24 protein-coding genes are annotated in these 26,534 nt (G+C 66.5%); 9 read left to right on the top strand and 15 right to left on the bottom strand.

Annotation, left to right across the window (positions count from 1 at the left end):
• Window positions 1-290: 290 nt before the first annotated feature.
• Window positions 291-491: a hypothetical protein gene (locus E3O28_RS09505; RefSeq protein ID WP_134415742.1), complete on the top strand. Its 201-nt coding sequence runs from the start codon at window positions 291-293 to the stop codon at window positions 489-491.
• 43 nt (window positions 492-534) lie between these two features.
• Here the strand turns inward: E3O28_RS09505 and E3O28_RS09500 are convergent, their stop codons facing one another.
• Window positions 535-1,281 (bottom strand): endonuclease/exonuclease/phosphatase family protein, encoded by a 747-nt coding sequence (locus tag E3O28_RS09500; RefSeq protein ID WP_104099287.1) that lies wholly within the window; start codon window positions 1,279-1,281, stop codon window positions 535-537.
• 118 nt (window positions 1,282-1,399) lie between these two features.
• Between E3O28_RS09500 and E3O28_RS09495 the strand changes: the two genes are divergently transcribed.
• Window positions 1,400-1,990 carry an MOSC domain-containing protein gene (locus tag E3O28_RS09495; protein WP_233191111.1) on the top strand — a complete coding sequence of 197 codons (591 nt, stop codon included), beginning with the start codon at window positions 1,400-1,402 and terminating at the stop codon, window positions 1,988-1,990.
• Between the two features lie 66 nt (window positions 1,991-2,056).
• Window positions 2,057-2,857, top strand: a complete 801-nt coding sequence (heR, locus tag E3O28_RS09490; RefSeq protein WP_104099288.1) for a heliorhodopsin HeR — start codon at window positions 2,057-2,059, stop codon at window positions 2,855-2,857.
• Window positions 2,858-3,032: 175 nt separating this feature from the next.
• Here heR and E3O28_RS09485 read toward each other — a convergent pair whose 3' ends face one another.
• Window positions 3,033-3,866, bottom strand: coding sequence for an alpha/beta hydrolase (locus tag E3O28_RS09485; RefSeq protein ID WP_166784785.1), 834 nt, complete (start codon window positions 3,864-3,866; stop codon window positions 3,033-3,035).
• Between the two features lie 488 nt (window positions 3,867-4,354).
• On the opposite strand from E3O28_RS09485, the gene E3O28_RS09480 reads away from it, so the two are divergent.
• Window positions 4,355-5,365 (top strand): diacylglycerol kinase family protein, encoded by a 1,011-nt coding sequence (locus tag E3O28_RS09480; RefSeq protein WP_134342831.1) that lies wholly within the window; start codon window positions 4,355-4,357, stop codon window positions 5,363-5,365.
• 156 nt (window positions 5,366-5,521) lie between these two features.
• Here E3O28_RS09480 and E3O28_RS16595 read toward each other — a convergent pair whose 3' ends face one another.
• From E3O28_RS16595 to E3O28_RS09465, 3 genes are all read right to left on the bottom strand, one after another.
• A complete protein-coding gene (locus tag E3O28_RS16595; RefSeq protein ID WP_194087721.1) occupies window positions 5,522-7,504 on the bottom strand; it encodes a DUF2207 domain-containing protein in 1,983 nt (660 codons plus the stop codon).
• A gap of 215 nt (window positions 7,505-7,719) precedes the next feature.
• Window positions 7,720-8,649, bottom strand: coding sequence for a hypothetical protein (locus tag E3O28_RS16530; protein WP_174721895.1), 930 nt, complete (start codon window positions 8,647-8,649; stop codon window positions 7,720-7,722).
• A 133-nt stretch (window positions 8,650-8,782) separates the two neighbouring features.
• Window positions 8,783-9,253, bottom strand: coding sequence for a hypothetical protein (locus E3O28_RS09465; RefSeq protein ID WP_134415736.1), 471 nt, complete (start codon window positions 9,251-9,253; stop codon window positions 8,783-8,785).
• A gap of 291 nt (window positions 9,254-9,544) precedes the next feature.
• On the opposite strand from E3O28_RS09465, the gene E3O28_RS09460 reads away from it, so the two are divergent.
• Window positions 9,545-10,930: an LLM class flavin-dependent oxidoreductase gene (locus E3O28_RS09460; protein WP_104099292.1), complete on the top strand. Its 1,386-nt coding sequence runs from the start codon at window positions 9,545-9,547 to the stop codon at window positions 10,928-10,930.
• A gap of 195 nt (window positions 10,931-11,125) precedes the next feature.
• Here E3O28_RS09460 and E3O28_RS09455 read toward each other — a convergent pair whose 3' ends face one another.
• Complete coding sequence (locus E3O28_RS09455) at window positions 11,126-11,539, bottom strand: DUF2256 and DUF3253 domain-containing protein (protein WP_134415734.1); 414 nt, start codon at window positions 11,537-11,539, stop codon at window positions 11,126-11,128.
• A 303-nt stretch (window positions 11,540-11,842) separates the two neighbouring features.
• On the opposite strand from E3O28_RS09455, the gene E3O28_RS16330 reads away from it, so the two are divergent.
• Together E3O28_RS16330 and E3O28_RS09445 are read left to right on the top strand one after the other, a co-directional pair.
• On the top strand, window positions 11,843-12,670 hold the full coding sequence (locus E3O28_RS16330; protein WP_166784784.1) for an alpha/beta hydrolase: 828 nt from the start codon (window positions 11,843-11,845) through the stop codon (window positions 12,668-12,670).
• A complete protein-coding gene (locus E3O28_RS09445) occupies window positions 12,667-13,386 on the top strand; it encodes an alpha/beta hydrolase (RefSeq protein ID WP_174721894.1) in 720 nt (239 codons plus the stop codon). Before E3O28_RS16330 ends, E3O28_RS09445 begins: the two co-directional genes overlap by 4 nt.
• A gap of 110 nt (window positions 13,387-13,496) precedes the next feature.
• Here E3O28_RS09445 and E3O28_RS09440 read toward each other — a convergent pair whose 3' ends face one another.
• The 8 genes from E3O28_RS09440 to E3O28_RS09405 form a co-directional block, all read right to left on the bottom strand.
• Window positions 13,497-15,218 carry an iron ABC transporter permease gene (locus E3O28_RS09440; RefSeq protein WP_166784783.1) on the bottom strand — a complete coding sequence of 574 codons (1,722 nt, stop codon included), beginning with the start codon at window positions 15,216-15,218 and terminating at the stop codon, window positions 13,497-13,499.
• 36 nt (window positions 15,219-15,254) lie between these two features.
• On the bottom strand, window positions 15,255-16,268 hold the full coding sequence (locus tag E3O28_RS09435; protein WP_134415728.1) for an ABC transporter ATP-binding protein: 1,014 nt from the start codon (window positions 16,266-16,268) through the stop codon (window positions 15,255-15,257).
• Between the two features lie 24 nt (window positions 16,269-16,292).
• Entirely contained in the window at window positions 16,293-17,363 is a 1,071-nt protein-coding gene (locus tag E3O28_RS09430; RefSeq protein WP_134342823.1) for an extracellular solute-binding protein, read from the bottom strand.
• A gap of 388 nt (window positions 17,364-17,751) precedes the next feature.
• A complete protein-coding gene (locus E3O28_RS09425; protein ID WP_134415726.1) occupies window positions 17,752-18,798 on the bottom strand; it encodes an NADPH:quinone reductase in 1,047 nt (348 codons plus the stop codon).
• A 535-nt stretch (window positions 18,799-19,333) separates the two neighbouring features.
• Window positions 19,334-20,860 carry a PTS ascorbate transporter subunit IIC gene (locus tag E3O28_RS09420; protein ID WP_134415724.1) on the bottom strand — a complete coding sequence of 509 codons (1,527 nt, stop codon included), beginning with the start codon at window positions 20,858-20,860 and terminating at the stop codon, window positions 19,334-19,336.
• Window positions 20,861-20,902: 42 nt separating this feature from the next.
• Window positions 20,903-21,175, bottom strand: a complete 273-nt coding sequence (locus E3O28_RS09415) for a PTS sugar transporter subunit IIB (RefSeq protein WP_134342816.1) — start codon at window positions 21,173-21,175, stop codon at window positions 20,903-20,905.
• Between the two features lie 64 nt (window positions 21,176-21,239).
• Window positions 21,240-21,698, bottom strand: a complete 459-nt coding sequence (locus E3O28_RS09410; protein ID WP_134401085.1) for a PTS sugar transporter subunit IIA — start codon at window positions 21,696-21,698, stop codon at window positions 21,240-21,242.
• Between the two features lie 196 nt (window positions 21,699-21,894).
• Window positions 21,895-23,079 carry an ROK family protein gene (locus E3O28_RS09405; protein WP_134342814.1) on the bottom strand — a complete coding sequence of 395 codons (1,185 nt, stop codon included), beginning with the start codon at window positions 23,077-23,079 and terminating at the stop codon, window positions 21,895-21,897.
• Window positions 23,080-23,173: 94 nt separating this feature from the next.
• Between E3O28_RS09405 and tkt the strand changes: the two genes are divergently transcribed.
• Both tkt and E3O28_RS09395 read left to right on the top strand, forming a co-directional pair.
• Window positions 23,174-25,240: a transketolase gene (gene tkt / locus E3O28_RS09400; protein WP_134415722.1), complete on the top strand. Its 2,067-nt coding sequence runs from the start codon at window positions 23,174-23,176 to the stop codon at window positions 25,238-25,240.
• A 51-nt stretch (window positions 25,241-25,291) separates the two neighbouring features.
• Window positions 25,292-25,666, top strand: a complete 375-nt coding sequence (locus E3O28_RS09395) for a YccF domain-containing protein (protein ID WP_134415720.1) — start codon at window positions 25,292-25,294, stop codon at window positions 25,664-25,666.
• 75 nt (window positions 25,667-25,741) lie between these two features.
• Here E3O28_RS09395 and E3O28_RS09390 read toward each other — a convergent pair whose 3' ends face one another.
• Complete coding sequence (locus tag E3O28_RS09390; protein ID WP_134415718.1) at window positions 25,742-26,533, bottom strand: GntR family transcriptional regulator; 792 nt, start codon at window positions 26,531-26,533, stop codon at window positions 25,742-25,744.
• Between the last annotated feature and the right edge of the window lies 1 nt (window position 26,534).

The raw sequence follows: 26,534 nt of genomic DNA, 5'->3' as shown, positions 1-26,534 counted from the left end.
CTAGACAGTCAGAAACCTAGACAGGAAGCGGCGTGCGGCCGTTAAGGCGCTCCGAAACACCCACAGATGAAGCAGGAGAGCCAAAATCTCCGTCGAATTGGTTCGACGCCGAACCCGGCGCTCGCCCGTGCTGAACAGCGTCCGCGCGGTGCAGTCAGCTCTGCCAATCCGGGAGCGATGCAACCAACCGATTCGGACTCACTAGTTCTGGGCAGGCGGGGCGCGGTGAGCGCCCCGCGGGCCTGCTACCGTAAACGCTGTCGAATCCCCACCCGATTGGAACCACCCGCATGAAGAACTGGTCCTTCACCACCTGCGCCGTCGCCGGGTTCAGTTTCAGTGCCTTCGGGGTGGCCCTGATCATTCTCAACGCCGTGACGGCCAACGCGTTCCTCACCGTCCTGCTCTGGATGGCGGGCGTGGCCCTCCTGATCGGCGGATCCCTGTCGGTGCGTGCCCACCTGCTCTGGTCGCGCGGCGACACCCAGTAGACGGGGCCCCGCCCTCGACGCTCAGTAGTCGAGGCCCCGCCCCTTAGATCGCGAATTCGCCGCCCGGAGCGCGCTCCGTCTCGGCGAGGCTGGCCGGCGCATTCGTGGCGTTCACCGACTCGTCGCTGTAGGTGGACGTGACCAGGATGGGCAGGTGGTCGGAGGTGCCGAGGGGCAGCGTCTCGACACTGTCGATGGTCAGCCCGATGGAGGTTGCCAGGTCGAAATGCCCGCGGAAGAACTTGTAGCGCGTGTACGTTCGGGTGTCGCTCAGGGTGAGGTCGTAGCCGGACTGGGTGATGTGGTCGCCGAGGCGCCCCTTGAAAATCGGGTAGTTGTAGTCGCCCACCATCAGGGTCGGCAGGCCCGGCCCGAGCACGTGCAGTTCTTCGTGCGCGGTGCGGATCTGGTTGCGCCGCAGAGAGTTCAGCGCGGTGAGCGGCGCGGCGTGGAACGAAGCGACGACGATTTCGCGGTGGGCGGCGAGGTCGGTCAATCGGGTGCCGATCAGGCGCTCATGCGCGGGGGTCAGCACGCGGTCGTGCAGTGACTTCTTGAGCGCGAAGGTCTGGGTGCGCTCGTTGGTGAACCGGTCCATGCGATAGTAGATCGCCAGGCCGAGTCGGTTGCGCACAGTGGAGTCGGCGAGGTGTAGGAGACCGATCTCCTCGGGGAGCTCAAGGGTGTCGCATTCCTGCAGACACAGGACGTCGGGATCGTAGTTCTCGGCCAGGGCGATGAGCTCACCACTGGCACGATTCTTGCGGAGGTTATAGCTGATGACTTTCACGACTGACCTTTTTCGACTCGACTCGACTCGCTGAACACCCACCTAGCCTACGTTTGCGACGCAGAAATGCTATATCGGCTGGGTGAATTCTCGGCGGCCCCCATGCGAGACTCGGGGCATGATGCAGGATGCGACGGCCACAGTGACGGCCACAGTGACGGCAACGGTGACGGCCACGGTGGAGTCGGTCAGCCGAGACGAACGGCACGCGTTCAGCAAGCCGACGGTCCCGGACATCCGTTTGATCGCGGGATTCGGGGTGGAGGGCGACGCTCACGCCGGAGCCACGACGCAGCACCGCTACCTGATCGTGAAGGATCCGACCAGGGCGAACCTCACCCAGGTGCACTTCATGCCCGCCGAGCTCTTCGACGAGCTGCGGGGGGCCGGCTTCGAGGTCTCCCCCGGCGAGCTGGGCGAGAATATCACGACCCGCGGGCTGGATCTGTCCGGCCTTCCGCGGGGTGCCCGGCTGCGGCTCGGCACCGACGCGGTCGTGGAGATCACCGGGCTGCGCAACCCGTGCTCACTGATCAACGGGTACCAGAAGGGGCTGATGAAGACGCTGATCGACACGGATGATGCCGGTCAGGTGATCCGCAAGGCGGGGATCATGGGAATCGTCGTCACCGGGGGAAGCGTCGCTCCCGGGGACCCGATTCAAGTGCGGCTGCCGGCCGGGGAACACCTGCCGCTCGGCGTGGTCTGACGCTTGGGTAACGGCAGTCGGCGACCCTGCTAGTCTCGGCCTCACCTGACCTGTGGAGGAGCCCCGATGGCACGCAAGAACTACACCCCCGATCAGAAAATTTCCCGCCTCCGCGTCTACAACATCGTGGCCGGCTCACTGCACCTCGTGCAGGTCCTGGGCTTCGCATACGTGCTCACCCTGCTCAGCACCCAGGTCACCTTTGCCGTCACCGCCGACTATCTGTCGGCTCCTCCCGGCGTGCCGCTGCCGCCCGAGCGGGTGACCCTGTTCGACGTCAACGTGGGCATCGGCGTCGTCTCCTTCCTGGCGCTCTCGGCCTTCTTCCATTTCCTGATCTCGTCGCCGAAATTCTTCCCCCGCTACGCGGCGGGGCTCAAAGCCAACCGAAACTACTTCCGCTGGGTCGAATATTCCCTGAGCTCCTCGATCATGATCTGGCTGATCGCCCAGATCACCGGCATCACCGACATCGCGGCCCTGTTCTCGATCTTCGCCGCCAACGCCGCCATGATCATGTTCGGGGCACTGCAGGAGAAGTACGAGACACCCGGCAACGGCACGTTCCTGCCCTTCATCTTCGGGTCGATGGTGGGCGTGGTGCCGTGGGTCGTCATCCTGATCTACTTCATCGCCCCCGGCTCGAACACCGAGGCCGCACCGCCGGCCTTCGTCTACGGCATCATCATTTCCCTCTTCCTGTTCTTCAACACGTTCGCCGTCAACCAGGTGCTGCAGTACCGTCAGGTCGGCGGCTGGCGCGACTACCTCCGCGGCGAGCGCGCCTACATCACGCTGAGCCTGGTCGCCAAGACCGCGCTGGCCTGGCAGGTGTTCTCTGGCGCGATCATCCCGGCACTCACCTAGAGCAATCCTTTAGCCGACCAGCTCGGGCCTAAACTGGTTCCGGGCACGGCAGGAGCACCACCCCCGTGCTTCGAAGCTGGTCCGCAGCGCCACCTCGTAATCGTCCCGGGCGAAACCAGGGACAGCTGTCGTCTCACCGACGTTCCGGGTCAACAACGACCCCGCATGGCGACGGCTACAGCGTCGACGGACGAGTGCCCGCAGAGCGTGCACTCGGGGAGTGGGCACCCCCAGCGCGGCCGCCCGCGTCGGAGCCATCGAGGAACTCGAGGATGTCCGGCAGGAGGCGTGGGTCTGAGATCGCGGCCATGTGCCCCTTGCCGGGGTAGAGGATGAGGCGGGCGTTGGGGATGCGCGCCACCGTCTCGCGGAACAGCTCGGGCGTGTAGAAACCGTCCCGGTCACCACCGATCAGCAGGGCGGGCGCTTCGATCTCGCCGAGCCGGTCGCGCAGGTTGAAGGCGTCTTCGGCGCGAATGGTGGTGATCAGGTCGGGGCTGGCCTTGCCGAACGTGCGGGGTCCGAGCATCCAGCCCATGCCGGCTGCCAGCCGACTCGGGGGCTTGTCGCCGAGGACACTAAACATCTCCCGGCTGGCCTGCCGCGGGCGCCCGGCAAGAACCTCTTCAGCGACCCGACGCTGCACCTTCTTGCCGTTTGGCCCCAGGGTGTAGGCCGCGCAGACCACGACGAGACGCTGCACCACATCGGGATGGTCGGCGGCGAGTTGCAGGGCGATGCTCCCGCCGGTCGACGTGCCGATCACGTCGATGGGCCCCGGAAACTCCAGGCGCAGAGCGTCGGCGTAGTCCCGGGCGATGTCGGCCATGCTGGCGTTCGGGTCGAGGCCCGGGCGCGGGGTCAGCCTGAGCACGCGATGCCGGGCCGCCACCGGAGCCAGCATCCGGGTCACAAGCATGCGCTCGACGCCGATGGTCGGTTCAAAGTTCTGGGTGAGGCCCGGGATGGCCACCAGCGGCGAGCCCGTGCCGAACCTCAAATAGGGCATCCCTCCGAGGAGGGTGCCCGTTCGCCGAGCCATGGTGCGCGCATCGGTGACATTCTGTGTTTGTGTCGCGGGGGGCATTGAATTGACCCTTTCGTTCATTGACGGTTCCGGATGCCGTCAGCCGGCTCCGCGGAGAGCGGTGCGGCAGAGAGTGGTGCGGCAGAGAGCGGTGCGGCAGCGATCGGCCCGGCAGCAACCGGCTCTGGCGTGGCCGGCTGGGCAGAACCGTTGGTGACACTACCCGCGCCGCGGGACCCCCGAAAGCGTCCCGGCAGATTCGGCCGGGGTTCAGGAGAGTCTTCCCACCCTGAAGCGAACGAGAGGAACGTGATTTTCGAGCGAAGTGGTGCCAGCATAAGGAGTGGGTCTGCACCTGGGAAGGGGCGCCCGACTGCGGGGTCGCGTGACAAATGGGCAGCGGCATCCGTCTAGATGAGTGAGAACCCATTGACGGAAGGCACCAGCTTCCACCATCGAACGGACCCCACATGACGAGCACCGATCTGCACCACGACGACCTAACCGATGACGTGAGCGCACCCCGGCTCGCCGCGGTCGTCTACAACCCCATAAAGGTTGACGTCGACGAGCTCCGGGACGCCGTCGAGGCCCAGCAATCGGCCGCCGGCTGGCCGGAGACGCTGTGGTTCGAGACGTCAGCTGAGGACCCGGGGCAGGGACCGGCCCGGAAGGCGATCGAAGCCGGGGCCACCATGATCATCGTGGCAGGCGGCGACGGCACCGTGCGCGCCGTCGCGGAAGCCGTCCACGGCACGGAGTGCGCACTGGCGCTGCTGCCGTCGGGCACCGGCAACCTGCTCGCCCGCAACCTGCAGCTGCCCCTCGCCGACACCGGGCTGGCCCTGCAAGCCGCGTTCGCCGGCCAGGACAAGGTGATCGACGTGTGCCTGATCGACATCGAGCGGGCCGACCGGTCGGTCGACCGGCACGCCTACCTGGTGATGGCCGGGCTCGGCCTCGATGCCAAGATGCTCGCGAACACCGACGACGACCTCAAGGCGAAGGCCGGCTGGCTGGCCTACGTGAAAGCCATGATCGCCGTCGGCAAGGACGACAGCGATCTCCGGTTCCGGTACCGGCTCAACGCGAAGCCCGAGCAGGCGATGCGCGCGCACACCATCATGGTCGGCAACTGCGGGTCGCTTCCGGCTAGCATCGAGTTGATTCCCGACGCCGCCCTCGACGACGGACTCTTCGACGTGGTCGTACTGAAGCCGGAGGGCTTCGGCGGCTGGCTGCAAATTCTGTCTAAGGTGCTGTGGGAGAACGGCGTGCTCAGCCGAACGGTATTGGGCCGCAAACTGCGCACCAATGATGTCGACGCGCTCAACTACGCCACCGGCACGAAGCTCGTGCTGCGGCTCAACCGTCCGGAAGAGATCGAACTCGACGGCGACGGGTTCGGCACCGCCGTGGCCTTCAAGACCTGGGTGGATGCCGGTAGCCTCACCCTGCGCGTGCCGAGCGACGCCGCGTAAGCGGCGCGGGGCATCCGTCGCCCTTTCCCGTTCCACTCTGCTCGACGGGCGGGAGGTGCGCCGCTCTGCGGATGGCATGCCACCAGCGAAGCGGCGCGGCACCCGCGCCGGCACGACGGACCACGGATGCGTTGACGGCTGCACACCCGGCAGTCGTCAACGGCCGCCGCCACCGCCTCCGCCACCGCCACCGCCGGAGAACCCGGAGCCGCCGGAGCCGCCGGAGAAACTTCCTCCGCCGCCGGAGTATCCGCCGCCGCTGCTGGAGCTGACGGGAACCGTGGCAGAGGTGAGGACCGAAGCGACCCAACCGTTCATGGCGACGCCGAAGCCGCTCGCGGTGAAGCCTCCCTGCGACACGATCCAGCCCGGCGCCGGCGCCCCGTGCTCGTAGAGCACGACGAGCTCCTTCGCCCAGTCCCGTTCGACGCCCCAGAGCACCGCGAAGGGGAGCAGCTCCTCATAGAGCTTGACCAGTTCGACGGTGTCGGGTGTTTCGGCGGCATCCGTCACCGGGCTCGGCAGCGCCCCCGAAGCGACACCCGGCATGGCAGGCATCGTGGCCCGCAGCGCGCCGTCCGGGCTCTGCAGCATGCGGAAACGCTCCTCTTCGGCGAGCTCTAGATAGACCTTCAGTCCCTTGAGGTAGTCGCGCTGATCGGCCCCGGAATCGGTGAGCTGCACCGTGCCCTGGGCGAGGTAGAGGGCCAGGTAGAGGAACAGCGCTGCGATGACGGCGACCGTCATCACCTCGCCGAACTTCGGGGAGCCGTCGATCAGCGCCACCGCACCGAGGACGGCCAGGGCCGGCAGCAGCACGACGGCCATTCCGATGGCGATCCACCTGCCGCCGCGGCCGGTCACCTTGGCCCGCCAGCCGCGCTCGATGACCGACGCTGTCGCGGCGGGGAGGAACGCGCTCAGTTTGGCGGCGAGTGTGCTGTCGGCGACCCCCAGTTCCCGCGTCGCTCCGATCGTCAGGCGGGGGAACAGCGTCTCCAGCAGCTTTCGCTCCTGAGCGTCCACGCCTTCCACGGTCAGCAGCTGCAGCGTGTAGTCGCCGCCGCCGGCGCTGACCGGATAGTCGAGGATGCGCACCGTGCCGCGCACCGCCAGGCTCACAATCTGCGCGGCGATAGCCGTCTTCGACCGATTCGCAAGGTCCCCCGCCTCCAGCAGGTTGTAACCCTTCGGCACGCTGTACTGGGCGATGATGGTGCCTCGGCCGCGGGCGTCGCGCTGGCCGAGTCGGCGACGGATGAAGGCGAGCACGACCCCGAGAAAGCCGACAGCCGCCACCAGGAACAGCAGCCCGGTCGCCGGTTCTCCCCCGCCGTTGTCCGAATCGCTCGCACTGTAGCTGGCCGAGGCCGGCACCGACACGAAGGTGCCGGGTGCAAAGCCGATGGCCACGGTCAGGTTCTGCCGCGGACCGAGACCCTGCACGGACGAGGTGAACAGCTGGCCCGTGGATCCGGGCACTGCGGCATCCGTGGTCTGGCTGATCTCGCACCAGGCGCCGTCGTCCTGGGCCCCGGAATAGCAGGCGGTGTCGCCGGTGAGGAACTCGGCGACGCTCGGGTCGACGTGCACGCGCGCGGTGACGGAGCCGAACGACTGGTCGAACCCGGTGCCGTTGGTGTCCCAGTAGAGCTCGTCGTCGTCGGTGTCGGCGAACGCGCGCACCACGTTCTGCTGCGTGTAGGTGATCGTGTAGGTCTGCTGGCCGCGCACGAACTCATCGGTGCCGATCGGCATCTCGGTGACGGAGCCCTGGTCATACGTCTCGAAGTAGACGGGGGCTCCGGTGGCGTCGGTGACCGATTCGACGGTGGTGTTCAGCGGCACCCCGTTGTAGTCGTTGGGGAGGAGGCGCACCATGCCTCGGTTCTGGTCGAAGTTCGGGAACTGCGCCACGAACGTCTCGACCGTGCGCAGGGTGGAGTGCCCGGCGTCGTCACGGGAGAGGTAGTAGTCGGCCTCGAAGGAGGTGAATGTGAAGTCACCGGTGTCTGCCGACGCGGCCAGGGGCGTCCCGACGGCCGGCATCCCGAGCGCGAGCGCCGCCGAAACCGCGAGCGCGGCGATGACCTGCACGAATCGACGTAACGGATGTCTGGACGGTGCGATCCCGTGCATATTGCCGCTCCCTGTTTCTGTCGGAGCCGGGAGCCTCGATGCGGCGTCGACCGCGCCGAGCCGTGCTGTCCCCACAACATCCGCCCTTCGAAGGCTAGTGCAGCACGGGTCCCTTCGGTGCATGCGAACCGACAGCTGAGAGCCCGGCAACGAGAAAACCGGTCGGCCCCTCCACGAGGGGACGACCGGCTTTGGTGCTACGGGTAGTCAGGGCATCAGTACCAGTTGTTGGCTTGCGAGTGAGACCAGGCGGCGCACGGGGTGCCGTAGGAGGAGGCCTTGATGTAGCCGAGGCCCCATGCGATCTGCGTGGTCGCGTTGGTGGCCCAGTCGCTGCCGGCCGTCGCCATCTTGTTGCCGGGCAACGCCTGCGGGATGCCGGTGGCACCGCCGTTGGAGTTCACGGCGTCGTACTTCCACTCCGATTCCTTCTGCCACAGCTGGTTCAGGCAGGAGAACTGGTCGGCGCCCCAGCCGTACTGGGACGCGGCCATGGCCTGAGCCGTGGCGCGCGCGCCGGCAGGAGTGTTGCCGGAGGCCAGCGACTGGGCACGGGTGGCTTCAGCGGCGGCGGCCTGAGAAGCGGCCTCAGCGGCGGCGGCGGCCTCAGCGGCGGCCTCAGCGGCGGCGGCCTCGGCGGCGACCCGATCGGCTTCGATCGACGCCGCGGTGACGGCGGCAGTCTCGGCCTTGGTCTGGGCGGTCAGCGAGGTGATCTCGTCGAGAGGGAGGATCTCGTAGCTGGCGAGCGAGCTGGCGACCGCGGCGAGGCCGGAGGCATCCACCTTGTCCTGGGTGGCGGCGATGACCTGATTGGCCTCGCTCAGGGTGATGGATGCCGAGTTGTCGACGTGCGCCTTGGCGACCGCGCTGTAGGCGCCGAGCTGTTCACGGTGCAGGCCGGTGCTGTCGGCGAGTTCGGTTGTGGCCGAGACACGGTCCTGGGTGGCGGAGGCGGACTGACCGGCGAAGCCGGCGCCGACTGCGAGGCCGGTGACGGCGAGCACACTGGTGGCGATGAGCACGATGCGGTGCGGACGGTTGATCTTGGTGGGGCCGGTGGTGCTGTTGCTGCTGGGAATGCTGTTGCTTCGCTTATTTTGGGCAGCGAATCGGATGCGGATTTCTTCGGGTGTTTCGGGCATGTATGTGCGCTTGACTTCCGTGTTACGCAAGCTCGCACGCGTGCGCGCGCCAACTCACTGAGCAGCGGGCCTGCGCTTTCGGGGGACGGCGCAGACGAAACTTATACTCTGTCTCATGTTTCTGAACAAACGCTCAGTATTCTGTGAAAGTCATGGGTAGCCGGGCCGGGACACCGGGTTCGGCGGGCCCCGCGCGGCGGCCCTGGTCTCGCTGTGCGCGTGCTGCGCCGCTGCGCCGATGGCGTGCCACGCGCGGAACGGCGCAGTTACCGCGCCCGCGCGGCGCAGCTGCCGCGCGGCGAATGAAGAACGCCGCGGGGATCGCGAACAGCGAGATCACGGCGCCGCACAGGAACGCGGCTGGAGCCCGTGATGAGCAGTTGGGTGGGCCCGGAGCGGTCGGCAGCCAGCCCGCAACCGAGCCGATGCCGCCGGATTCCGCATTCAGGTTGCTGAGGCCGTAGACGAGCTGGCCGAAGCCGGGCGCCGAGAGGATGACCAAGACCACATCGATCGGCGTCTTGCGCGGAGTGGTGACGTTCTTCAGCCCCAAGCCGCCCACGACGAGCACGCTGAGGGCGATCAGGAGCACGAGGTTGAACATTTAGCGCCAGCCGAGCACGCTGAGAATGGCGCCCGAACTGCTGGAGCCAATGCAAGGGCGACCGAGAAGACGATGGTCAACAGCAGCGCGAATATGGTCGTCGTGCCGGTGGCCCGTACGATTCAGGCGGCCAGCAGCGTCGGCGGCAGCGTGGCGGTCTCGTGCGCGGCGAGGGATTCAAACCGCGCCGCTCCGGGCGGATCTGCGGGATTCAGCCCGTCGCTCCCCGTGTGTTACGCCAAATGGCGAGTGCTGTGGCGCCGTCAACGACCGCGCCGCAGGATGGGTGGCATGCCCAGACAAATTCGCTTCAACGCTTTTGACATGAACTGCGTCGCGCACCAGTCCTCAGGAATGTGGCGGCATCCGCTTGACCAGTCCTGGCGATACAAGGACCTCTCCTATTGGACCGACCTGGCCAGGCTGCTCGAGCGAGGCACTTTCGATGGCATTTTCATCGCCGATGTGCTCGGAACGTACGACGTCTATGGCGGTTCGAACGAAGCAGCGATCCGGCACGGGGCCCAGGTTCCCGTGAACGACCCGATTCTGCTCGTCTCCGCCATGGCGGCGGTGACCGAGAACCTCGGGTTCGGCGTGACCGCGGGTACAGCGTACGAGCATCCGTACCCGTTCGCACGACGGATGTCGACGCTCGACCATTTGACGAAGGGTCGCGTCGGCTGGAACGTCGTCACCGGTTATCTGCCGAGCGCCGCCCGCAACATGGGGCATGAAGACCAGTTGGAGCATGACGACCGTTACGACGTCGCCGACGAATATCTCGAGGTGCTGTACAAGTTGTGGGAGGGCTCGTGGGAAGACGATGCCGTCATCCGCGACCGGGAGACCGGGGTGTTCACCGATCCGAGCAAGGTGCATGAGATCGGGCATTACGGCAAGAACTTCACCGTGCCGGGGATCCACCTGTCCGAGCCGTCGTTGCAGCGCACGCCGGTGATCTATCAGGCCGGGGCATCGCCGCGCGGTATCGCCTTCGCCGCCGGCAACGCCGAGGCGATCTTCGTGGCCGCTTCGACCAAGTCCGGCCTCACCGCGACTGTGAGCAAGATCCGGGATGCGCTCGAGCAGGCCGGTCGAGACCGGTACTCCGCGAAGATCTACACGCTGCTGACAATCATCACCGACGAGACCAGCGAGAAGGCGCACGCAAAACATCAGGACTACCTCTCCTACGCGAGCGAAGAAGGCGCCCTGGTGTTCATGTCGGGCTGGATGGGCATCGATCTCTCCCGGTATGACCTCGACGAGCCGATCGGCAACGTGAAGAGCAACGCGATCCAGTCGGCGGTGGCAAATTTTCAGGCCGCGAATGATGACGGCTCCGAGTGGACCGTGCGTGACATCGCGAAGCTCGGCGCAATCGGCGGCCTGGGGCCGTTCATCGTCGGCTCACCGGAAGAGGTTGCCGATCACCTACAGGAGTGGGTCGCCGATACCGATGTTGACGGGTTCAACCTCGCCTACGCGATCACACCCGGAACGTTCGAAGACGTGGTCGAGTTCGTGATTCCCGAGCTGCGTCGTCGCGGGGCCTACCCGGAGGAGTACGTCGAGGGCACTCTACGCAACAAGTTGCACGGGCGCGGCGACCGTCTGCCCGAGGAGCACCACGGAGCCGATTATCGACTCGGGGTGAACCAATCCGTTAGGTGACGAGCGGCGACCGCCGCTCGCCCTATGCAATCCCCGACTGCACCAGCAGCCGGGGGAAATCCGTGCGGCGGCGCCCGGCCAGTTAGCACCTGCTCACGCTCGCGCCGCAGCACGACCGGCGGCCGCGCGGTGGCGGCGGCCAGAATGCGGGCAATGGTCTCGGGCCACGGCACTCGGTGAGCGCGGGTACTGCGCCTATGTCCGCACCCGCCGCAACCGGATCGGACCCTTCGCCGTCGACGGATCGACCACGGCCCCGCCCTGCGTGATCTGCAGGTCACCGCGGGCGACCATGCGGCGTGCGGCGCGTCGGGCCGGCTCCATCAGGTCGTTCCAGCCGTCACCGCCGACCACTTTCGCCGCCTCGGACGGGCAGATCGTGGCATCCGTCGCCCGCGCACTGAGCAGTGTCGCGATAGCCTCTTCCAGCTTGAGGTCGGTCGCCGTGACCCCATGTGTGCGGCAAGCGGTCGAGCAGTACTTCACCGACTCCCAGTTGTCGGCCCACTTCATGCGCCACTCGATGCGCCGCCCACACGAGGCGCACGTCTTGTCCGCCCGGTCACGGGCGGGGTCAGAATCGGCGGGCTTTCGTTGACGGTGGGCCATGCCTTCTATCCTGCGGGATGGCGCGGGTCGCCGAGAGCCGCCGAGAGCCGCCGTTTGCGCCGAGCGTCGCCGTTCCAGCGGCGATTCTCGGCAGAATCGGCGACTCTCGGGGCTGCAGGGCGCCGGGCAGGGCGCCGGGCAGGCCGCCAGGCAGGGCGCGCCCGACCCATCGGCGCCGCGGGCGTGACGAATTCGGCCCGCATCCGTCTTATCAGTGACGGATGTCTCAGCCCCCGTGAGCGCCCAGGCCACCCGACACTGCCGGAGGCTAGGATTTTTGCACCTGAACCCGAAGGAAATCCCGTGACGAGCACCGACCGAGCGCGTGTCGAACGATGGCGCGCAGCCGCTGTTCCTGCCCGTAGCCGCAGCATCGAGGTTGATGGGCATCAATTCACCGTGCACTCCCTGAAGAGCACCTCGCCTTCGCCGGACGCGCCGACCTACCTGCTGGTCCACGGCATCGGGGCGTCGCACCGCTACTACCGCCGGGTGCAGAGGAGCCTGGCCGCCATCGGGCATACCCATTCGCTCGATCTGCCCGGATTCGGCGGCACCCGCCGGCCCGTTCGGCCGCTCGCTGTCGAAGAATACGGCGCCCTGCTCGGCCGGCTACTTGATCGACTCGAGGTGCCGCGGGCGGTCCTGGTCGGCCATTCGATGGGCGCCCAATTCGTCACCGAGGTGGCCCGGCAACGCCCCGATGCCGTCTCCCACCTGGTTCTGATCGGCCCTGTCACCGATCCCCGCCGGTCGACAGCCGTGCAACAGGCGCTGGGCCTGACCCGGGATGTGGCCAAGGAGTCGCCGTCGGGCAATCTGATCGTGTTCCGTGACTACCTCGAGTGCGGCCCGCGCTGGTTCTCCACCGAGCTCGTCCCCATGCTCGGCTACCGCACCGACCTGGCCCTTGGCGAGGTGCACTCCCCCATCCTCGTGATCCGAGGCACCAACGACCCCGTCTCGGGCAGCACCTGGTGTGCATCGCTGGCCGCCGCCGCGCCGGACGGGCATGTGTTCGAGGTCGCGGGGCACCGCCACCTGGTGCACCACAGTGCCGCCGTGCAAACCGCCGCCATCATCGAGGGGCACGCCCTGCGGCTTCCGTCGGTCGCGCACCCGGCACAATGATTCGCCGTCTCCTGAACCCCCGTCTGCTGAGTCGCCATCTGCGCGAGGCCTGGTGGTGGCTGCTCGACTATGTCTATGCGGCGACCGGCCAGACCCATGCGTTCCTCTCCCGCGCCCGGCCCACGGACTTCCGCTCCGGTACCAAAGCCCCGATCGTGATCATCCCCGGGGTGTATGAATCCTGGCAGTTCATGCGACCGTTGATTGAGATACTGCACGGCCACGGGCATCCGGTGCACGTGGTGGCGAAGCTCGGCCGCAACCGGCGTTCTCTGGCGGATGCCGCCGCGACCGTGGCCGCCTACCTCGAGCGGGAGAACCTGAACGGCGTCGTCATCGTGGCGCACAGCAAGGGCGGCCTGATCGGCAAACTGCTCATGACGACGGATGACCCGGGCCGCCGGGTGAGCGGAATGACCGCGATCAGTGCTCCCTTCGGCGGTTCCCGCTATGCGCGCTACTGGGTCGTGCCGAGCATCCGTGCCTTCGCTCCCGCCAACGTGGCCCTGCACGACCTCGGCCTGGACCACCGGGTCAACGACCGCATCACGTCTATCTACGGGGTGTTCGACCCGCATGTCCCCGAGGGCAGTGAACTCGTCGGCGCCCGCAACATCCAGCTCAGGGTCGGCGGGCACTTCCGCATCCTCGGTGACCCGGCGGCCGTGCGTGCCGTGCTCGACGCGGTGACGGATGCCGCGGAGTCGGCAGTCTGACTCCGGGTCGCAGATCGACCTTCGGTCACGCGGGGAAGGTGCTTGCCCTGCTGCACGCGGAGCCTGACCGCTCGGGCTGATGTTCAGGCGCAGGGAGGACTCCGCCCCGACTACTTCGCCGCGACAGTGCGGGCGCGGCGCGTATGGCGCTTCGTCGACGAGCCTCCTCGCCCGTAGACCAGGTACATGGTGAACCCCATGATGATCATGAGCAACACGGTGTAGACGAACGTGATCGACATGGAGTCAAGGTTGTTCTCCCCCTCCGTGCTGGCCTTGATCGCAACACCGAGGGGTTGGTAGAGCGGGTGATACAGGAACACCGCGGCGTCATAGTCGTCGAGCAGGCTGTTGAAGTTGAGTGCCGTGATCGCAGCCGCGGTAGGGAGAACCAGCGGAACCAGAACCGTGCGAAGGGTGAACATCGACCCGGCACCGAGGATGCGGGCGGCATCCTCGAGCGACTCCGGCACCGATGCGAAAGCCGCCTTGAGCAATCGCAGGGTGAACGGGATCTTCACGATCACGTAGGCGATCAACAGGAGACTCGTCGTTCCTGTGAGCACCTGGCCGCCGACCATCGGGTTTGGGCGGTCGAACGTCATGACGAGGGCGAGGGCGATGAGAATCGTCGGCAGGATCCAGGGGATGTGCAGCAGGTACTCCAGCGTGGCGGTCAACAGGTTGCGGTGTTTCTGCAGCAACCGTGAGACGAATAGCATCCCGCCGACCACGATCACCGACGCCAGCGCGCTGTAGACGACGCTGACCACGAAGGGTCGGAGCACTGCGGGTGTGCCGAAGACCGTGGCGTAGTTGTCGAGCGTGAACGAATCCCAGCTGATGCTTCCCGTGACGATGGCACTCGAGTGCACGAAGGAAAACAGCACGATCAGCAGCACCGGCGTCGCGTAGACGACGAAGAGAGCGTAGGCGGCAACGTGCACGGCAGCGTTCGCCACTGGGTTCGGGATTCTCTGCTTCTGCAGCGGGGTCGCCACCTTCGCCACCGAGAAGTACACCCCCGACTTTTCGACCCGGTTCATCATTGCCAGCAGCACGATGGTCGCCAGGCCGAGGATCACGGCGAGCAGCGCGGCGAGGTCACGCGACCCGGTGCTCTTGGAGAAGGTGAGGATCATCGGGGCGATCGTTTGGAAATCGGTGCCGCCCAACACGAGCGGCGCTGTCAGTGCGCCGAGACCGGTCAGGAACGTGAGAACTGTCACGGCGAAGATCATCGGGCGCAGGGCGGGCAACACGATTCGCCAGAGGATGCCCATGGTCGACGCGCCCATATTGCGTGCCGCCTCGATGGTCTGGTAGTCGATCTTCGCCAGCGACGATCCCAGGAAAAGCATATGGTTCGTCGTCGTGGCCAGCGTCATCACGACGACGACCGCGAAGTAGCCGGAGAACCAGTTCGGGTCGATCTCAGGAAACCAGTTGCGCACGGCGTTGGTGACGAATCCGTAGCGGCCGTAGATGAAGTTGTAGCCGGCGGCGAGCACGATGCCCCCGTAGATGAGGGTGGTGGCGTAGCCGAGCCACAGCATCCGTGCGCCCCGGATCTTGAAATAGTCGGTGACGAGAACGATGAAGATGCCGACGACATTCACCGTGACGGCCAGCGTGGCGGCCAGCGCGAAGCTGTGCCAGAGGCTGTTCATCGCGCGTTCGGAGCTGACCAGTTTCTCCACGGCCCGAAAGCTGAACTGGCCCTCCGGAAAGAAGGTTCTGATGAGCAGGTTGGCGTTCGGGAAGACCAAAAACGTTGCCACGAACCACAGCGTCACCAGGGTGATGATGACGACGAACGGGGATCGGAACATTGAAGCCCACGACGAAGTGCGCACGGATGCCCCCCTCTAGTACTGCAGGATCGACGACGGGTCGATATACAACTGCGCCGCAGAACCCGGTTCCAGCGCAGATCCGCCGCCCTCGGGCACCAGTGCACGAATACTGCTGCCATGACTGTCGATTGTGTAGGTGCTGTGCGAGCCGTGGTAGGAACGGCCGGCGACGACGCCGTCGAGCCGGATCGCATCCGTGTTGCCCGGGGGCGCCTGCAACGACACCTTCTCCAGGCGCAGGTACGACGTTTTTGCCGGTGCAAGACCGGTGCCGCCGCGCTGGCGCAGCTGGTGCACGACGTCGCCCGAGAGCTTGTTCATCGCACCGACGAAGGTGCACACGAACTCGGTGCCGGAGCGGTTGTAGATCTCCTCCGGGGTGCCTACCTGCTCGACCACGCCGTGGTTGAACACGGCGATCCGGTCGCTCATGGTGAGTGCTTCTTCCTGGTCGTGCGTGACGTACACCGTGGTGATGCCGAGTTCCCGCTGCAGGTTTTTCAGCTGTTCGCGCAGCTGCACGCGCAGCTTGGCGTCGAGATTGGAGAGGGGCTCGTCGAGCAGCAGGATGCGGGGCTTGAGCACGAGAGCCCGGGCGATGGCGACCCGCTGCTGCTGGCCACCGGAGAGTTCGGACACGTTCTTCGCGAGCTGCTCCTCGATGAGCTCGACCTGCGCGGCGATCTCGTCGACGAGCAGCGCCGTTTCGGCCTTCCTGGTCTTTCGCACCCGCAGGCCGAACGCGATGTTCTCCCACACGCTCATGCTGGGGAACAGCGCGTAGTTCTGGAAGACCATGCCTACGCTGCGTTTTTCGCTCGGCAGCCGGGTGGCCACCTTCCCGTCGATGTAGATTTCACCCCGGGACGGTTCGATGAACCCCGCGAGCGTGCGCAGGGCCGTCGTCTTGCCGCACCCGGAGGGCCCGAGCAGGGTGAAGAACTCACCCTGCTCGATCTCGAGGGTCAGGTCGGGGATGGCGATCTTCTCGCCGAAGCTCACTTCGACATTCTCGAATCTGATCATGACTGTTCGTGCCCGGGCCGAGACTTAGGGCAGGTACTCGAGCTCGGTCTTCTCGACCCACTCGGAAATACGTTCGCGGGTCAGCGACCAGTCGATGTCCTGCTTGGGGAGGGACTCGATCAATTCGACGACCGCGGGAAGCGCCTCTGCGCGAGCCTTCTCATTCACCGGGTAGGACGCGAATTCGGCGGCGAACTCGCCCTGCACCTCGGCGCCGCCGAACCAGTCGATGAACTTCTCGGCCTGCTCCTGGCGCGGCGTGCCGTTGATGACCGCGATCTGTTCGGTGACGTAGGGGACACCGTCTTCCGGGCTGATCACGCCGGTCTTGGTGGCGTATTCGGCGTCGCGGCTGGTGATTCCGCTGCTCGGAAGCACGCCGTAGTCGACCTCGTCGCGGGTCAGGCGCGCATACAGGTCGGTGCCCTCGACGGCTGGCGAACCGTGCTCGTAGTAGTCCTGCACCTGCTTCCAGCCGGCATCCGAGATGCCCAGGTCACCCTTCTCGTCGGCATAGGGCGCGAGCAAGCCGGCGAGCACCAATTGCGGGGTGGCCTGGCCGAGGCTGGTGTTCACTTCGTATCGGCCGTCGTATTCGGCGTCGTCCCACAGGTCGCTGACCTGTTTCGGGGCGTCTGCGCTCTTCACGGTGTTGGTGTCGTAGACGGTGACGATGGCCTGTTCGACCAGGGGCCAGAACGCCCCGTCCTTGGCGTCGCCGGCTTTCTTGTCGACATCCCCGGACCACTCCGGCGTGTAGGCGGCAACGGCATCCTCTGCCTTCAGCGTTTCGAAGAACATATTGTTCAGGCCGAAGACAACATCGCCCACCGGGTTATTCTTCTCGGCGACGATGCGGTTGGCGAGGTCGGCCCCGCCCAGCCCCACGATCTCGATCTTCATCCCGGCCTCGGCCGCCTTCGCCGTCACCCATTCCCCACGCCCATCCGAATTGGAGTTCGTGTAGACGATGAGGGTTCCGGAGGATTCCCCCGACGACGACGCCTCGCCTGCCGTGCTGCTGCATGACGTCAACGCGACGGTGCTGAGAAGCACGGTCGCAAGGGTGGCCGCGGTGAGGGTGCGCTTGTGCAAGAGTCAGTCCTTTTCTGGGCCGCGAGAGGGCAGATGGCCACTCACCGGCCGAATCAAGTTTTAGCAACGGTTCGTTCACACTAAGGCGCAGCAAATCCAGCTCCAGGCCATCTGAACGAAAGTTCGTCTGGCGTTAACTGGCTGTACTGACGCCGTTGGAAGCGATGCCGCAGTTGATGTCTTGCGCACGCAGCTGATGCAGAAATACCCGGGTTTTACTCGGCGCTCGCTCCCCCAAGAGCGCACACGATGGGCGCAGGTCGGCGGTTGGCCATTCAATGGGCTGAAGCTCCGGCGACGCTGGGGGTGAGCGTTGGCGCGATAGAGCGTTCGGCGGGCGCGGGCCGTCACTCCCTGCTCAGAGCGCACGGTTCACGGTGCACATTGCTCACGCCGCCGGAGCGAACCCCACCGACACGTCGATCAACACCTTCCCGACAACGCCGCTCTCGACCAGGGCATGGGCATCCGCCGTGTGCGCGAGGTCCGTGCGGTGCAAAGGTAACCCTGCCTCCTCCCCCACGCTCAGTGCGCCGTCGACGAGGGCGGCGGTGATGTCCTCGGCCGCCGCCCGAATCACGTCGGCGCCCACCGTGTAGAGCAGCACGAACTGGTAGCGCACGTTGAGGCTGAAGTGCTGGCGCACGTCGAGCGTCACCTGGTCGCCGCCGTTGTTGGCATAGACCGCGATCGACCCCCGATTACGGATGACGGCCAGGTCCAGCCTCGCGTTCTGGGCCGGTGCGACCTCCACGATCAGGTCCACCCCCTCCGGTGCGATCGCCCGGATCTGGGCCATGACGTCCGGGTCGGTGTAGGTGAGCACGTGCTGCGCGCCGGCGGCTGTGGCGAGCGCCGCTTTCGCCGGTCCGCTCACGGTCGTGACAACGGATGCCCCCGCCCATCGGGCCAGCTGGATCGCCGCGTGCCCGACCGCACCTGCTCCGCCGGCCACGAGCACCACCTTGCCGGCCAGGGCGCCCGGGTGCAGCCGCCGCGGTCCGTCTTCGGCCACCGTCAGCGCCCGGTACGCCGTGATCGCCGGCACTCCGAGGCTCGCGCCCTGGTCGAAGCTGGCATTTTCCGGCAGCAGGAAGACCCGCTCCGCCGGAAGCACGGCGTACTCCTGGGCCGTGCCGCTGTTCGCGCGCTGGTACGCGGCGAGCGCCAGCCACACCCGGTCGCCCACGCCGACGTGCTGCACGCCGGCGCCAACCGCCTCAACGATGCCGGCGCCGTCCTGCCCGGGCACGACGTCGTCAAACGCCAGCTCTTGGCCCGGTGCCGAGCCGCGGCGCGACTTCCAGTCGGTGGGATTCACGCCGCTGACCACGATCCGGACCCGTACCTCGTCGGCTCCGGGTTCGGTCACCGGCCGATCGACGAGCTGAAGCACGGACGGGTCACCGGTCTGGCTGTACACAATTGACTTCATGTCAGGGGTAACGCGGGTGGGAGTGGAAAGGTTCTCGCCTTGCTCTCTTCTCGGGCTTCGGCCCTACGACGCGCACCAGTGCGGCATCACCGATCGCGCAGGCATACCGAAAATCGCACGAAACCGCCTTCCTCACCGCGACTCCGCAGCCGCCCCGCGCCCAAGCTCGGAGCATGTCCACCCCCTTAGACGACCCCAATTTCCGAAGCGCATTCGGCGCAGCCGGCATGGTCCACCGGCCAAGCATGGCCAATGACCTTCTTCAGGAGATGGCACCGCTCTTAGCGGAAGATGGCATAGATATCAATGATCCGTCGAGTTTCGACATCGCTGCCTTGAACGCGGCACTCGCACGCGCGGTTGAGCGAGCACACCTGGAACGATTCACGCCGATCGGCGTGACCAGGTCGAATACGTTGACCGTGCTCCCAGCCGGTACAGGTGTCAGAACCCAGCCCCGAAGCACTCCGAACAGGAACAGAGGGCGACCCCGCACCGCGGGGCCGCCCTCTGGCGAAACGTCGAGCCGGTGAACCTAAACGGCCTCGGCCGCCGCTTCCTTTTCCGCCTTGCGACGAGCCTTCTCGGCGTCGAGAACGGCCTTCTCGGCCGCCTTCTCTTCGGCGATCCAGACGTCACGCTTGGCCCCGGGCACCCAGCCCTTGTCCACAACGTGGATCTGGTAGACGATCGCGACGCTGACGAGCACCACGGCGATGAGGATCGCAAGGACGACCCCGAGTCCGCCGCCCACACCGACGCTGACACCCACGAGGGTGCCGAACCAACCGAAGTCGGCGTCGCCGAAGGTGCTGTTGGCGAAGCCGAAGTCGCCGAGGACCAGCAGCAGGATGGCGGGCAGGATGGTGATGATCACGCCGTTGACGAAGCCACCGAGCATGGCACCGAGGCGTCCGCCGGTCGCGTTGCCGTAGACACCGGCTCCACCACCGGTGAAGAAGTGCGGCACCATGCCGGGGAGGATCAGTGCGAGCCCGAACATCGGGTTCAGCCAGATTGCCAGCACACCTAGCGCAAGGAGGCCACCGGCGAACGAGCTCAGGAAGCCGATGAGCACTGCGTTGGCGCCGAACGGGAACACGATCGGGATGTCTAGCGCGGGACGCGCACCGGGCACAACCTTCTCGGCGATACCCTGGAACGCGGGAACCAGCTCGCCGAGCACCGTGCGCACACCGTAGAGGATGACTGCGACACCCACACCGAACTGCAGGGCCTGGGCAAAGGCCGCCATGATGAACGCGCCGGCGTCGGCGGAGCCGAAGATGTCGAGCGCCTCCTGCAGCGGCAGGGCGATGAGGCCCCAGATGGCGAAGACCATGTAGATGAGAACCATCGACAGTGAGGTGGCGACCATCGAGTCGCGCAGGAATTTGAGGCCCTGCGGGAACTTGATCTCTTCGGTCGACTTGCTGCGGTGACCGACGGCCTGGCCGGCGGCACCGGCAGCGATGTAGCCGAGGGTGCCGAAGTGGCCGATCGCGATGGTGTCGTTGCCGGTGATCTTCTTGGTCCAGGGGTGCGCGAACGCGGGCATGACCACCATGATCACGCCGAGCAGCAGAGCGCCGATGACGACCACGAGCCAGCCGGCGCCGTCTCCGAATCCGACGGAGAGCACCACGGTGAGCATCGTGGCCATGAAGACCATGTGGTGCCCGGTGAGGAAGACGTACTTCAGCGGGGTGAAGCGGGCCAGGGCCAGCATCACCAGGAACCCGAGGGTGAGCACGTAGGCGCTCTGGGCGCCGAACTCGTCCTGCGCGATGGCGGTGATGACCTCGTTGGTGGGAATAACACCCTGGGCGCCGGTGACCGCGAGGATCAGTTTGCCCAGCGGGTCGAGGGAGCCCACCACGACGCCGGCGCCGGCACCGAGGATCAGGAAGCCGAGGGCCGCTTTGAGGGAGCCGCCGATCACCTGTCCGGCGTTGCGCTTGAGTGCCATAAGTCCGATGGCGGTGATTATGCCGATCAGGTAAGCCGGAACGTTGAGGATCTGTTGACCGATGAAGTTCAGTACGACGACGAGCCACTCCATTGTGGGAGCTCCATATTCTGTGAGAAGGGAAGGTGAAAGGGGTTACTCGACGGCGGCGGTGAGCTTCTCAGTGATCTCCTCGAGATCGAAGAAGTTGTTGATGACGATGACCTCGGCGGGAACATCGCCGAGTTCTTCGGCCAGCTCCGCCGAGGTGAGCACGATCTCGGCCGTCTGAGCGGCACCGCGAGCCACGCCCATATCGGCGGCCTCGACATCCGCATCGATACCAAGCTTCGCGAGAACCTTCTCGGCGTTCATTTTCAGGAGCACGGACGTACCGATGCCCATTCCACAGACGGCGACGATCTTCATGGGGTGCCTTTCGATTGGGTGAGATCAGAGAGTAGAAGAGTGGGGTGGATGCGTGTGCCGCGCGTTACGCGACTGCGGCGAACCCGCCGAGCACGGCGCGAACGTCGGCCGGACTGGTGGCCGCGGTGAGGCGCTCCATGGCCGAGCTGTCGGAGAGAACACCGGCCAGTGCGCGCATCACGGCGAGGTGAGCGTCGTGGTCGACGGCGGCGAGCCCGATCACGAGGTTGACGGGGTCGTTGGCCTTGTTGCCGAATTTGACGGGGGTGGCCAGGCTCACCCAGCTGAGTCCGCCGGTGAGAACCGCCGGAGACGGCCGGGAGTGCGCCAGGGCGATGCCCGGGGCGATGACGATGTAGGGGCCGTGCTTTTCGACAGCGTCGATCATCTCGTCGGTGTAAGCATCCGTGGTTGCTCCACCCAACACGAGGCCGTCGCCGGCGAGACGGATCGCGGCACGCCAGTCGGCTGCATCCGCCTGGGTCACGATGGACGACAGTGCTTCGGCGAGGTTAAGTGCCACGAATGAACTCCGTTGTTTGGATTCGATCCACCCCTGATTGCGAGGGCGATTGGGATGATTGTACAAGCCTGAGCGACCTTTTGTCTATAAATGTACTAAAGTTTTTGAAATTGACTCTCTAGCGTCGCCAAATGGCGTCGTGGGCAACGAATGGCGGGCGCGGCCAGTGTGGGAACTGCCGAGGCTCCAGCGCGAGTTAGATCGACGGAACGAGCGGGGAGAGACCGGGCAGGGCGCCACGGGTTAACCGGCTGATGCGGTCGGCCTCGAAGAGTGCGTCCTGGGCGATGAGCGAGGCTCCCGTGATGCCGGCGATGTGGCCGAGCCGGGATTTCTCCACCACCAGCCCCTGCAGGGCGAAGTCCCGGGCGCCGGCGAAGATAGCGTCGCGGATGGCGCCGAGGAAGGGCTCGCCGGCCTGGGCGAGGTTGCCGCCGACCACCACGGCCTGCGGGTTGAGCAGACCCACCACGTGCGCCAGGCTCTGCCCGATGGCGGTGCCGGTCTCGCTGAGCAGCCGCCGCACCTCGGGGTCGCCCTGGTTGGCGAGGCCGACGATGTCGTTGCTGGTGCGCACCCGGTAGCCCCGGCGCTGCAGCTCGCGGCGGATCACCGCACCGCTGGCGCTCGTCTCGAGCCGTTCGGTGCGGGCTCCGCCGGAGCGCACCGGGCTGAGATCGCCCGCGCCTCCTCGGGAGCCGTGGTAGATCGAGCCGTCGAGCACAAACGCCAAACCGACCCCGATGCCGGCTTTGAGCACCGCCACGTCTCGGTATTCGCTCCAGCCTCGCCGCGCCTCGGCGAGCGCCATGATGTTCACGTCCCGGTCCACGGCGAATACGGCATTGTCAAAGCGGCCGGCGAAGTAGTCCTTCACCAAAACGCCGTCCCACTGCGCGTCCACCTGCCCGGTGGCGAGCCGCCCGGTCACAAAATCGACCGGGCCGGGCACGCCTACGCCGATCCCCACCACGTCGGCGCGGGTCTTGCCGAGCCGATCGAGCATGTGGTCGAAGACCTGGCCGGCCCATTCGAAGATCTTGGCCGGCCCCTCGCTCAGCCCGATGTCGGCTTCATCCTCGCTGAGAATGGTGGAGACCAGGTCGGTGATGGCCAGCCGGGTGTGCGATCCACCAATGTCCACGGCGAACAGCAGGCCGGCGTGCGGATTGACCGCGAACTCCTCGGGCGGGCGGCCGCCGCGGGAATCGAGTTGCCCCACACTCACCACGATCGACGCGAGCAGCAGTTCGTCCAGGCGCCGCGCCAGGGTGATCCGCGACCAGCCGAGCTGGTCGATGAGGCCGCTGCGGGTGGTGGCGAGGCCGGACCTGATCAGACCGAGCACCACGCCCGAGCCCGTAGATAAAGTGTGAGCCATCGAATCCTTACCCCTCCGACGCATCCGCGGGTGCACTGCACACTCGCCGGATCCGCTATTGACTTAAGTACATTTGTATACCAAAGTGTCTCCCATGGCTACCGAATCAACAAATCCCACGTCAACGACGACGCAGCCCGAGCTCGACACCCGCGCTGTCGCGAGTGCCCGAGCCCTGGCCGCCCACATCGTGCAGGCCAAAGGACATGGACACGGCGGCACCGCCATGGCATTGGCGCCATTGTCCCACGTCTTGTTCTCCCGAGTTCTGCGTCACTCCCCCGCCCACCCCGACTGGCCCGCCCGCGACCGCTTCGTTCTTTCCGCCGGTCACGCCAGCCTTCTGCTCTATACCCAGCTGTTCTTCACCGGCTACGGCCTCACCCTCGACGACCTCGCCAAGAGCCGCTCCCTCGGCTCCAAGACGCCCGGACACCCCGAGGTGCACCACACCGTCGGCGTGGAGATGAGCACCGGACCGCTCGGCCAGGGCGTCGCCTCCGCCGTGGGCATGGCCATGGCCGCCCGGCACGAGAGCGCCGTGTTCACCCCCGGCTCCACCCTGCTCGACCACACCACCTGGGTGCTGGCGGGCGACGGATGCCTGCAGGAGGGCGTCTCCGGTGAGGCGTCGAGCCTGGCCGGCACGCTCGGTCTCGACAACCTGGTTCTCATTTGGGACGACAACGGCATCACCATCGACTCCAGCACCGCCGACACCTTCACGGAAGACGTGCGCGCCCGGTACCGGGCCTACGGATGGCGCGTGCTCGAGATCGACACCCCCAACAACCTTGATGCCCTGGAGGCCACCCTCCGCGCGGCGGCGGAACGCACCGGCCGCCCCACCCTGGTTGCTCTCCGCACGGTCATCGGTGCCCCCTCCGCAAAGTTCGGCGGCAGGTCGGCCGCGCACGCGGGTGGGTTCGGCGCCGACGAGCTCGCCGCGGTGAAGACGACACTGGGCTTCGCCCCCGATGCTCCCCTGCAGGGCCTCGTCGCCCCCGAGACCCTCGAACACACCCGCGGGGCGCTCACCCGCGGCGATGAACTGCACCGCGAATGGGAGGCCGACCTGGCCTCCTGGAGCACCCTCGACCCCGAGGCCGCAGCGCGCTGGATTGCCTTCCGCGGCGGCGAGTTCGACGCGTCTGCTCTCGACTCGGTCAAGGTCGGCAGCCCCGGCGACCTGATCGCCACCCGCAAGACCAACGGCGCCGTGCTCCGCGCCCTGCAGGGCGCAGTTCCCCTGTGGGGCGGCTCCGCAGATCTCGCCGGCTCCACCACCGTAGAGGTCGACGGCGACCGTTTCTCCGCAACCAACTCGGCCGGCGAGTTCATCCGGTTCGGCATCCGGGAACACGCCATGGCGGCCATCCTCAATGGCATCGCCCTGCAGGGCCCGTGGCGCCCGTTCGCCTCCACCTACCTGGTCTTCAGCGACTACATGCGCCCGAGCATCCGTCTCGGCGCCCTGATGGGCCTCGGCGCGGTGTACGTCTTCACCCACGACTCCGTCGCCGTCGGCGAAGACGGCCCCACCCACCAGCCCGTCGAGCAGATCGCGTCGCTTCGCACCGTTCCGAGCCTCGACGTGGTGCGCCCCGCCGACTCCATTGAGGTCGTCGCCGCCTGGCGTCGCATCCTCGCCTCCCCCGACCGACCTGTCGCGCTCATCCTCAGCCGGCAGGATCTGCCGGTGCTCGAGAGCAGCGACACAACTCCTGCAGGCGTCACGGCCGGCGGCTATGTGCGCTGGCAACACGGCGACGGTGACGACCTGGCCATCCTCGCCACCGGCAGCGAGGTCCACCTCGCGATCGATGCCGCCGCCCGCTTGGCAGAGGAGGGCATCTCCGCCCGCGTGGTCTCCCTGCCCTGTGCCGAGTGGTTCGCGGAGCAGAACGCCGACTACCGCGAATCGGTGTTACCGACCGCCCTGCGCGCCCGCGTCGCCGTCGAGGCGGGCCGCGGCGACGCCTGGTACCGCTGGGTCGGCCTCGACGGGTGCGTGGTGTCGATCGAGGAATTCGGCGAGTCGGGCAGCGGCCACGAGGTGCTGCGTCGCCGCGGCATCCACCTCGACGCGGTCATCGCCGCAGCGCACGCCACCCTCGCCGCCACCCGGCTCAGGGAATCGGCAGGATCACGCGCTCGGTGAGCCACACCGTCGGCCCGGCGACCCGGCCACCAGGGAGAGAATGGAATCACTATGACAACCATCCTCAACGTCATCTGGCTCGTGTTCTCGGGCTTCTGGCTGTTCCTCGGCTACATGCTGGCGGCGCTGATCATGTTCGTGCTGATCATCACCATCCCCTGGGGCATCGCAGCGGCCCGGATCGGCGTCTACGCGCTCTGGCCGTTCGGCAAGACCGTGGTCGACAAGCCGAACGCGGGCGTCGGGTCCTTCCTCGGCAACGTCGTGTGGGTGATTCTGGCCGGCTTCTGGATCGCCCTTGGGCACCTCTTCTCGGGCATCGTGCTCTGCTTCACGATCATCGGCATCCCGTTCGGGATCGCCAACTTCAAGCTGATTCCGGTGGCGCTGATGCCGCTCGGCAAGCAGATCGTCGACATTCGATAAGGGTTCACCGTTGCGCGATAGAGACCGCAGCTTTGCGCATCGCCCGCGACTAAGCCCAGTCGCCGAAAAGCACCCCTAGTTCGGGTTGTGTTGCCTTACCGACAGTGACCCGTGCCCGGGCGCGACGACACATTTTGCGGCGTAGATCGGAACTCCGCCGTGCTCCGCTGTCTGGGTCAGAACGAGGACCGCCGCTGCCGGCTCTATGTTCAGCAGTTTCGCTCGCGTGGGGCCAGCGTCGGTTGCGACGATCTGGCACACGCTGTTTGTGAAGACGTGGCCGTTTGCCTGCATGGATGCGAGGAGTGTCCGTGGTTCGGCGGCGATCTCCGAGAGTTCGGATGCGATTCGCGCGCTCACATCACTGAGGTAGCGCCCAGCGGGGAGATGCTCTTGAACAGTGGCAACGGGAACGCCATCCTGCAGCAAGACGCTCTCGCGGATCCAGGCGTTGGCAGCCGGGTCGAGCGAGAGCCGGTGGGACACGAAGTCGGTAACCCCTTCCAACTCGAAGCGCACCGGCTGGACAGTCAACGTCATGTTCGGGTCGGCTAAGGCGACCTCAAATGGCCGCAGCTGCTCCAGTCCGCCGTGCGGGATGAAGTCCGTTACGAATCGTCCAACTCCGCGACGGGTGACCAGTAACCCGTCTTCTTCGAGGAGCATCAGCGCCTCGCGTACGGGTGTGCGGCTGACGCCGAGCATTGCCGAGAGCTCTGTTTCCCTCGGCAGCATTTCGCCGAGCCGGAACACACCAGAGCGGATTCCATCTGCGAGCCGCGTGTAGACGGCGACTCGAATCGGCTGGCCGACGGTGAGGTAGAGCTGCTGGTGAAAGAACGGGTGCGGTTCCAAACGGGTCGTCACG

The organism is Cryobacterium sp. TMT2-14, assembly GCF_004402465.1.
Taxonomy (GTDB): Bacteria; Actinomycetota; Actinomycetes; order Actinomycetales; family Microbacteriaceae; genus Cryobacterium; species Cryobacterium sandaracinum.
This window is presented reverse-complemented; position numbering and strand designations above follow the sequence as displayed.

Bases quoted from the DNA above. Each gene is read 5' to 3' on its own strand.
- E3O28_RS09505 (WP_134415742.1), top strand. From the start codon at position 291: ATGAAGAACTGGTCCTTCACCACCTGCGCCGTCGCCGGGTTCAGTTTC.
- E3O28_RS09495 (WP_233191111.1), top strand. From the start codon at position 1,400: ATGATGCAGGATGCGACGGCCACAGTGACGGCCACAGTGACGGCAACG.
- heR (WP_104099288.1), top strand. From the start codon at position 2,057: ATGGCACGCAAGAACTACACCCCCGATCAGAAAATTTCCCGCCTCCGC.
- E3O28_RS09485 (WP_166784785.1), bottom strand. From the start codon at position 3,866: ATGCCCTATTTGAGGTTCGGCACGGGCTCGCCGCTGGTGGCCATCCCG.
- E3O28_RS09480 (WP_134342831.1), top strand. From the start codon at position 4,355: ATGACGAGCACCGATCTGCACCACGACGACCTAACCGATGACGTGAGC.
- E3O28_RS16595 (WP_194087721.1), bottom strand. From the start codon at position 7,504: ATGCACGGGATCGCACCGTCCAGACATCCGTTACGTCGATTCGTGCAG.
- E3O28_RS16530 (WP_174721895.1), bottom strand. From the start codon at position 8,649: ATGCCCGAAACACCCGAAGAAATCCGCATCCGATTCGCTGCCCAAAAT.
- E3O28_RS09465 (WP_134415736.1), bottom strand. From the start codon at position 9,253: ATGTTCAACCTCGTGCTCCTGATCGCCCTCAGCGTGCTCGTCGTGGGC.
- E3O28_RS09460 (WP_104099292.1), top strand. From the start codon at position 9,545: ATGCCCAGACAAATTCGCTTCAACGCTTTTGACATGAACTGCGTCGCG.
- E3O28_RS09455 (WP_134415734.1), bottom strand. From the start codon at position 11,539: ATGGCCCACCGTCAACGAAAGCCCGCCGATTCTGACCCCGCCCGTGAC.
- E3O28_RS09445 (WP_174721894.1), top strand. From the start codon at position 12,667: ATGATTCGCCGTCTCCTGAACCCCCGTCTGCTGAGTCGCCATCTGCGC.
- E3O28_RS09440 (WP_166784783.1), bottom strand. From the start codon at position 15,218: ATGTTCCGATCCCCGTTCGTCGTCATCATCACCCTGGTGACGCTGTGG.
- E3O28_RS09435 (WP_134415728.1), bottom strand. From the start codon at position 16,268: ATGATCAGATTCGAGAATGTCGAAGTGAGCTTCGGCGAGAAGATCGCC.
- E3O28_RS09425 (WP_134415726.1), bottom strand. From the start codon at position 18,798: ATGAAGTCAATTGTGTACAGCCAGACCGGTGACCCGTCCGTGCTTCAG.
- E3O28_RS09420 (WP_134415724.1), bottom strand. From the start codon at position 20,860: ATGGAGTGGCTCGTCGTCGTACTGAACTTCATCGGTCAACAGATCCTC.
- E3O28_RS09415 (WP_134342816.1), bottom strand. From the start codon at position 21,175: ATGAAGATCGTCGCCGTCTGTGGAATGGGCATCGGTACGTCCGTGCTC.
- E3O28_RS09405 (WP_134342814.1), bottom strand. From the start codon at position 23,079: ATGGCTCACACTTTATCTACGGGCTCGGGCGTGGTGCTCGGTCTGATC.
- tkt (WP_134415722.1), top strand. From the start codon at position 23,174: ATGGCTACCGAATCAACAAATCCCACGTCAACGACGACGCAGCCCGAG.
- E3O28_RS09395 (WP_134415720.1), top strand. From the start codon at position 25,292: ATGACAACCATCCTCAACGTCATCTGGCTCGTGTTCTCGGGCTTCTGG.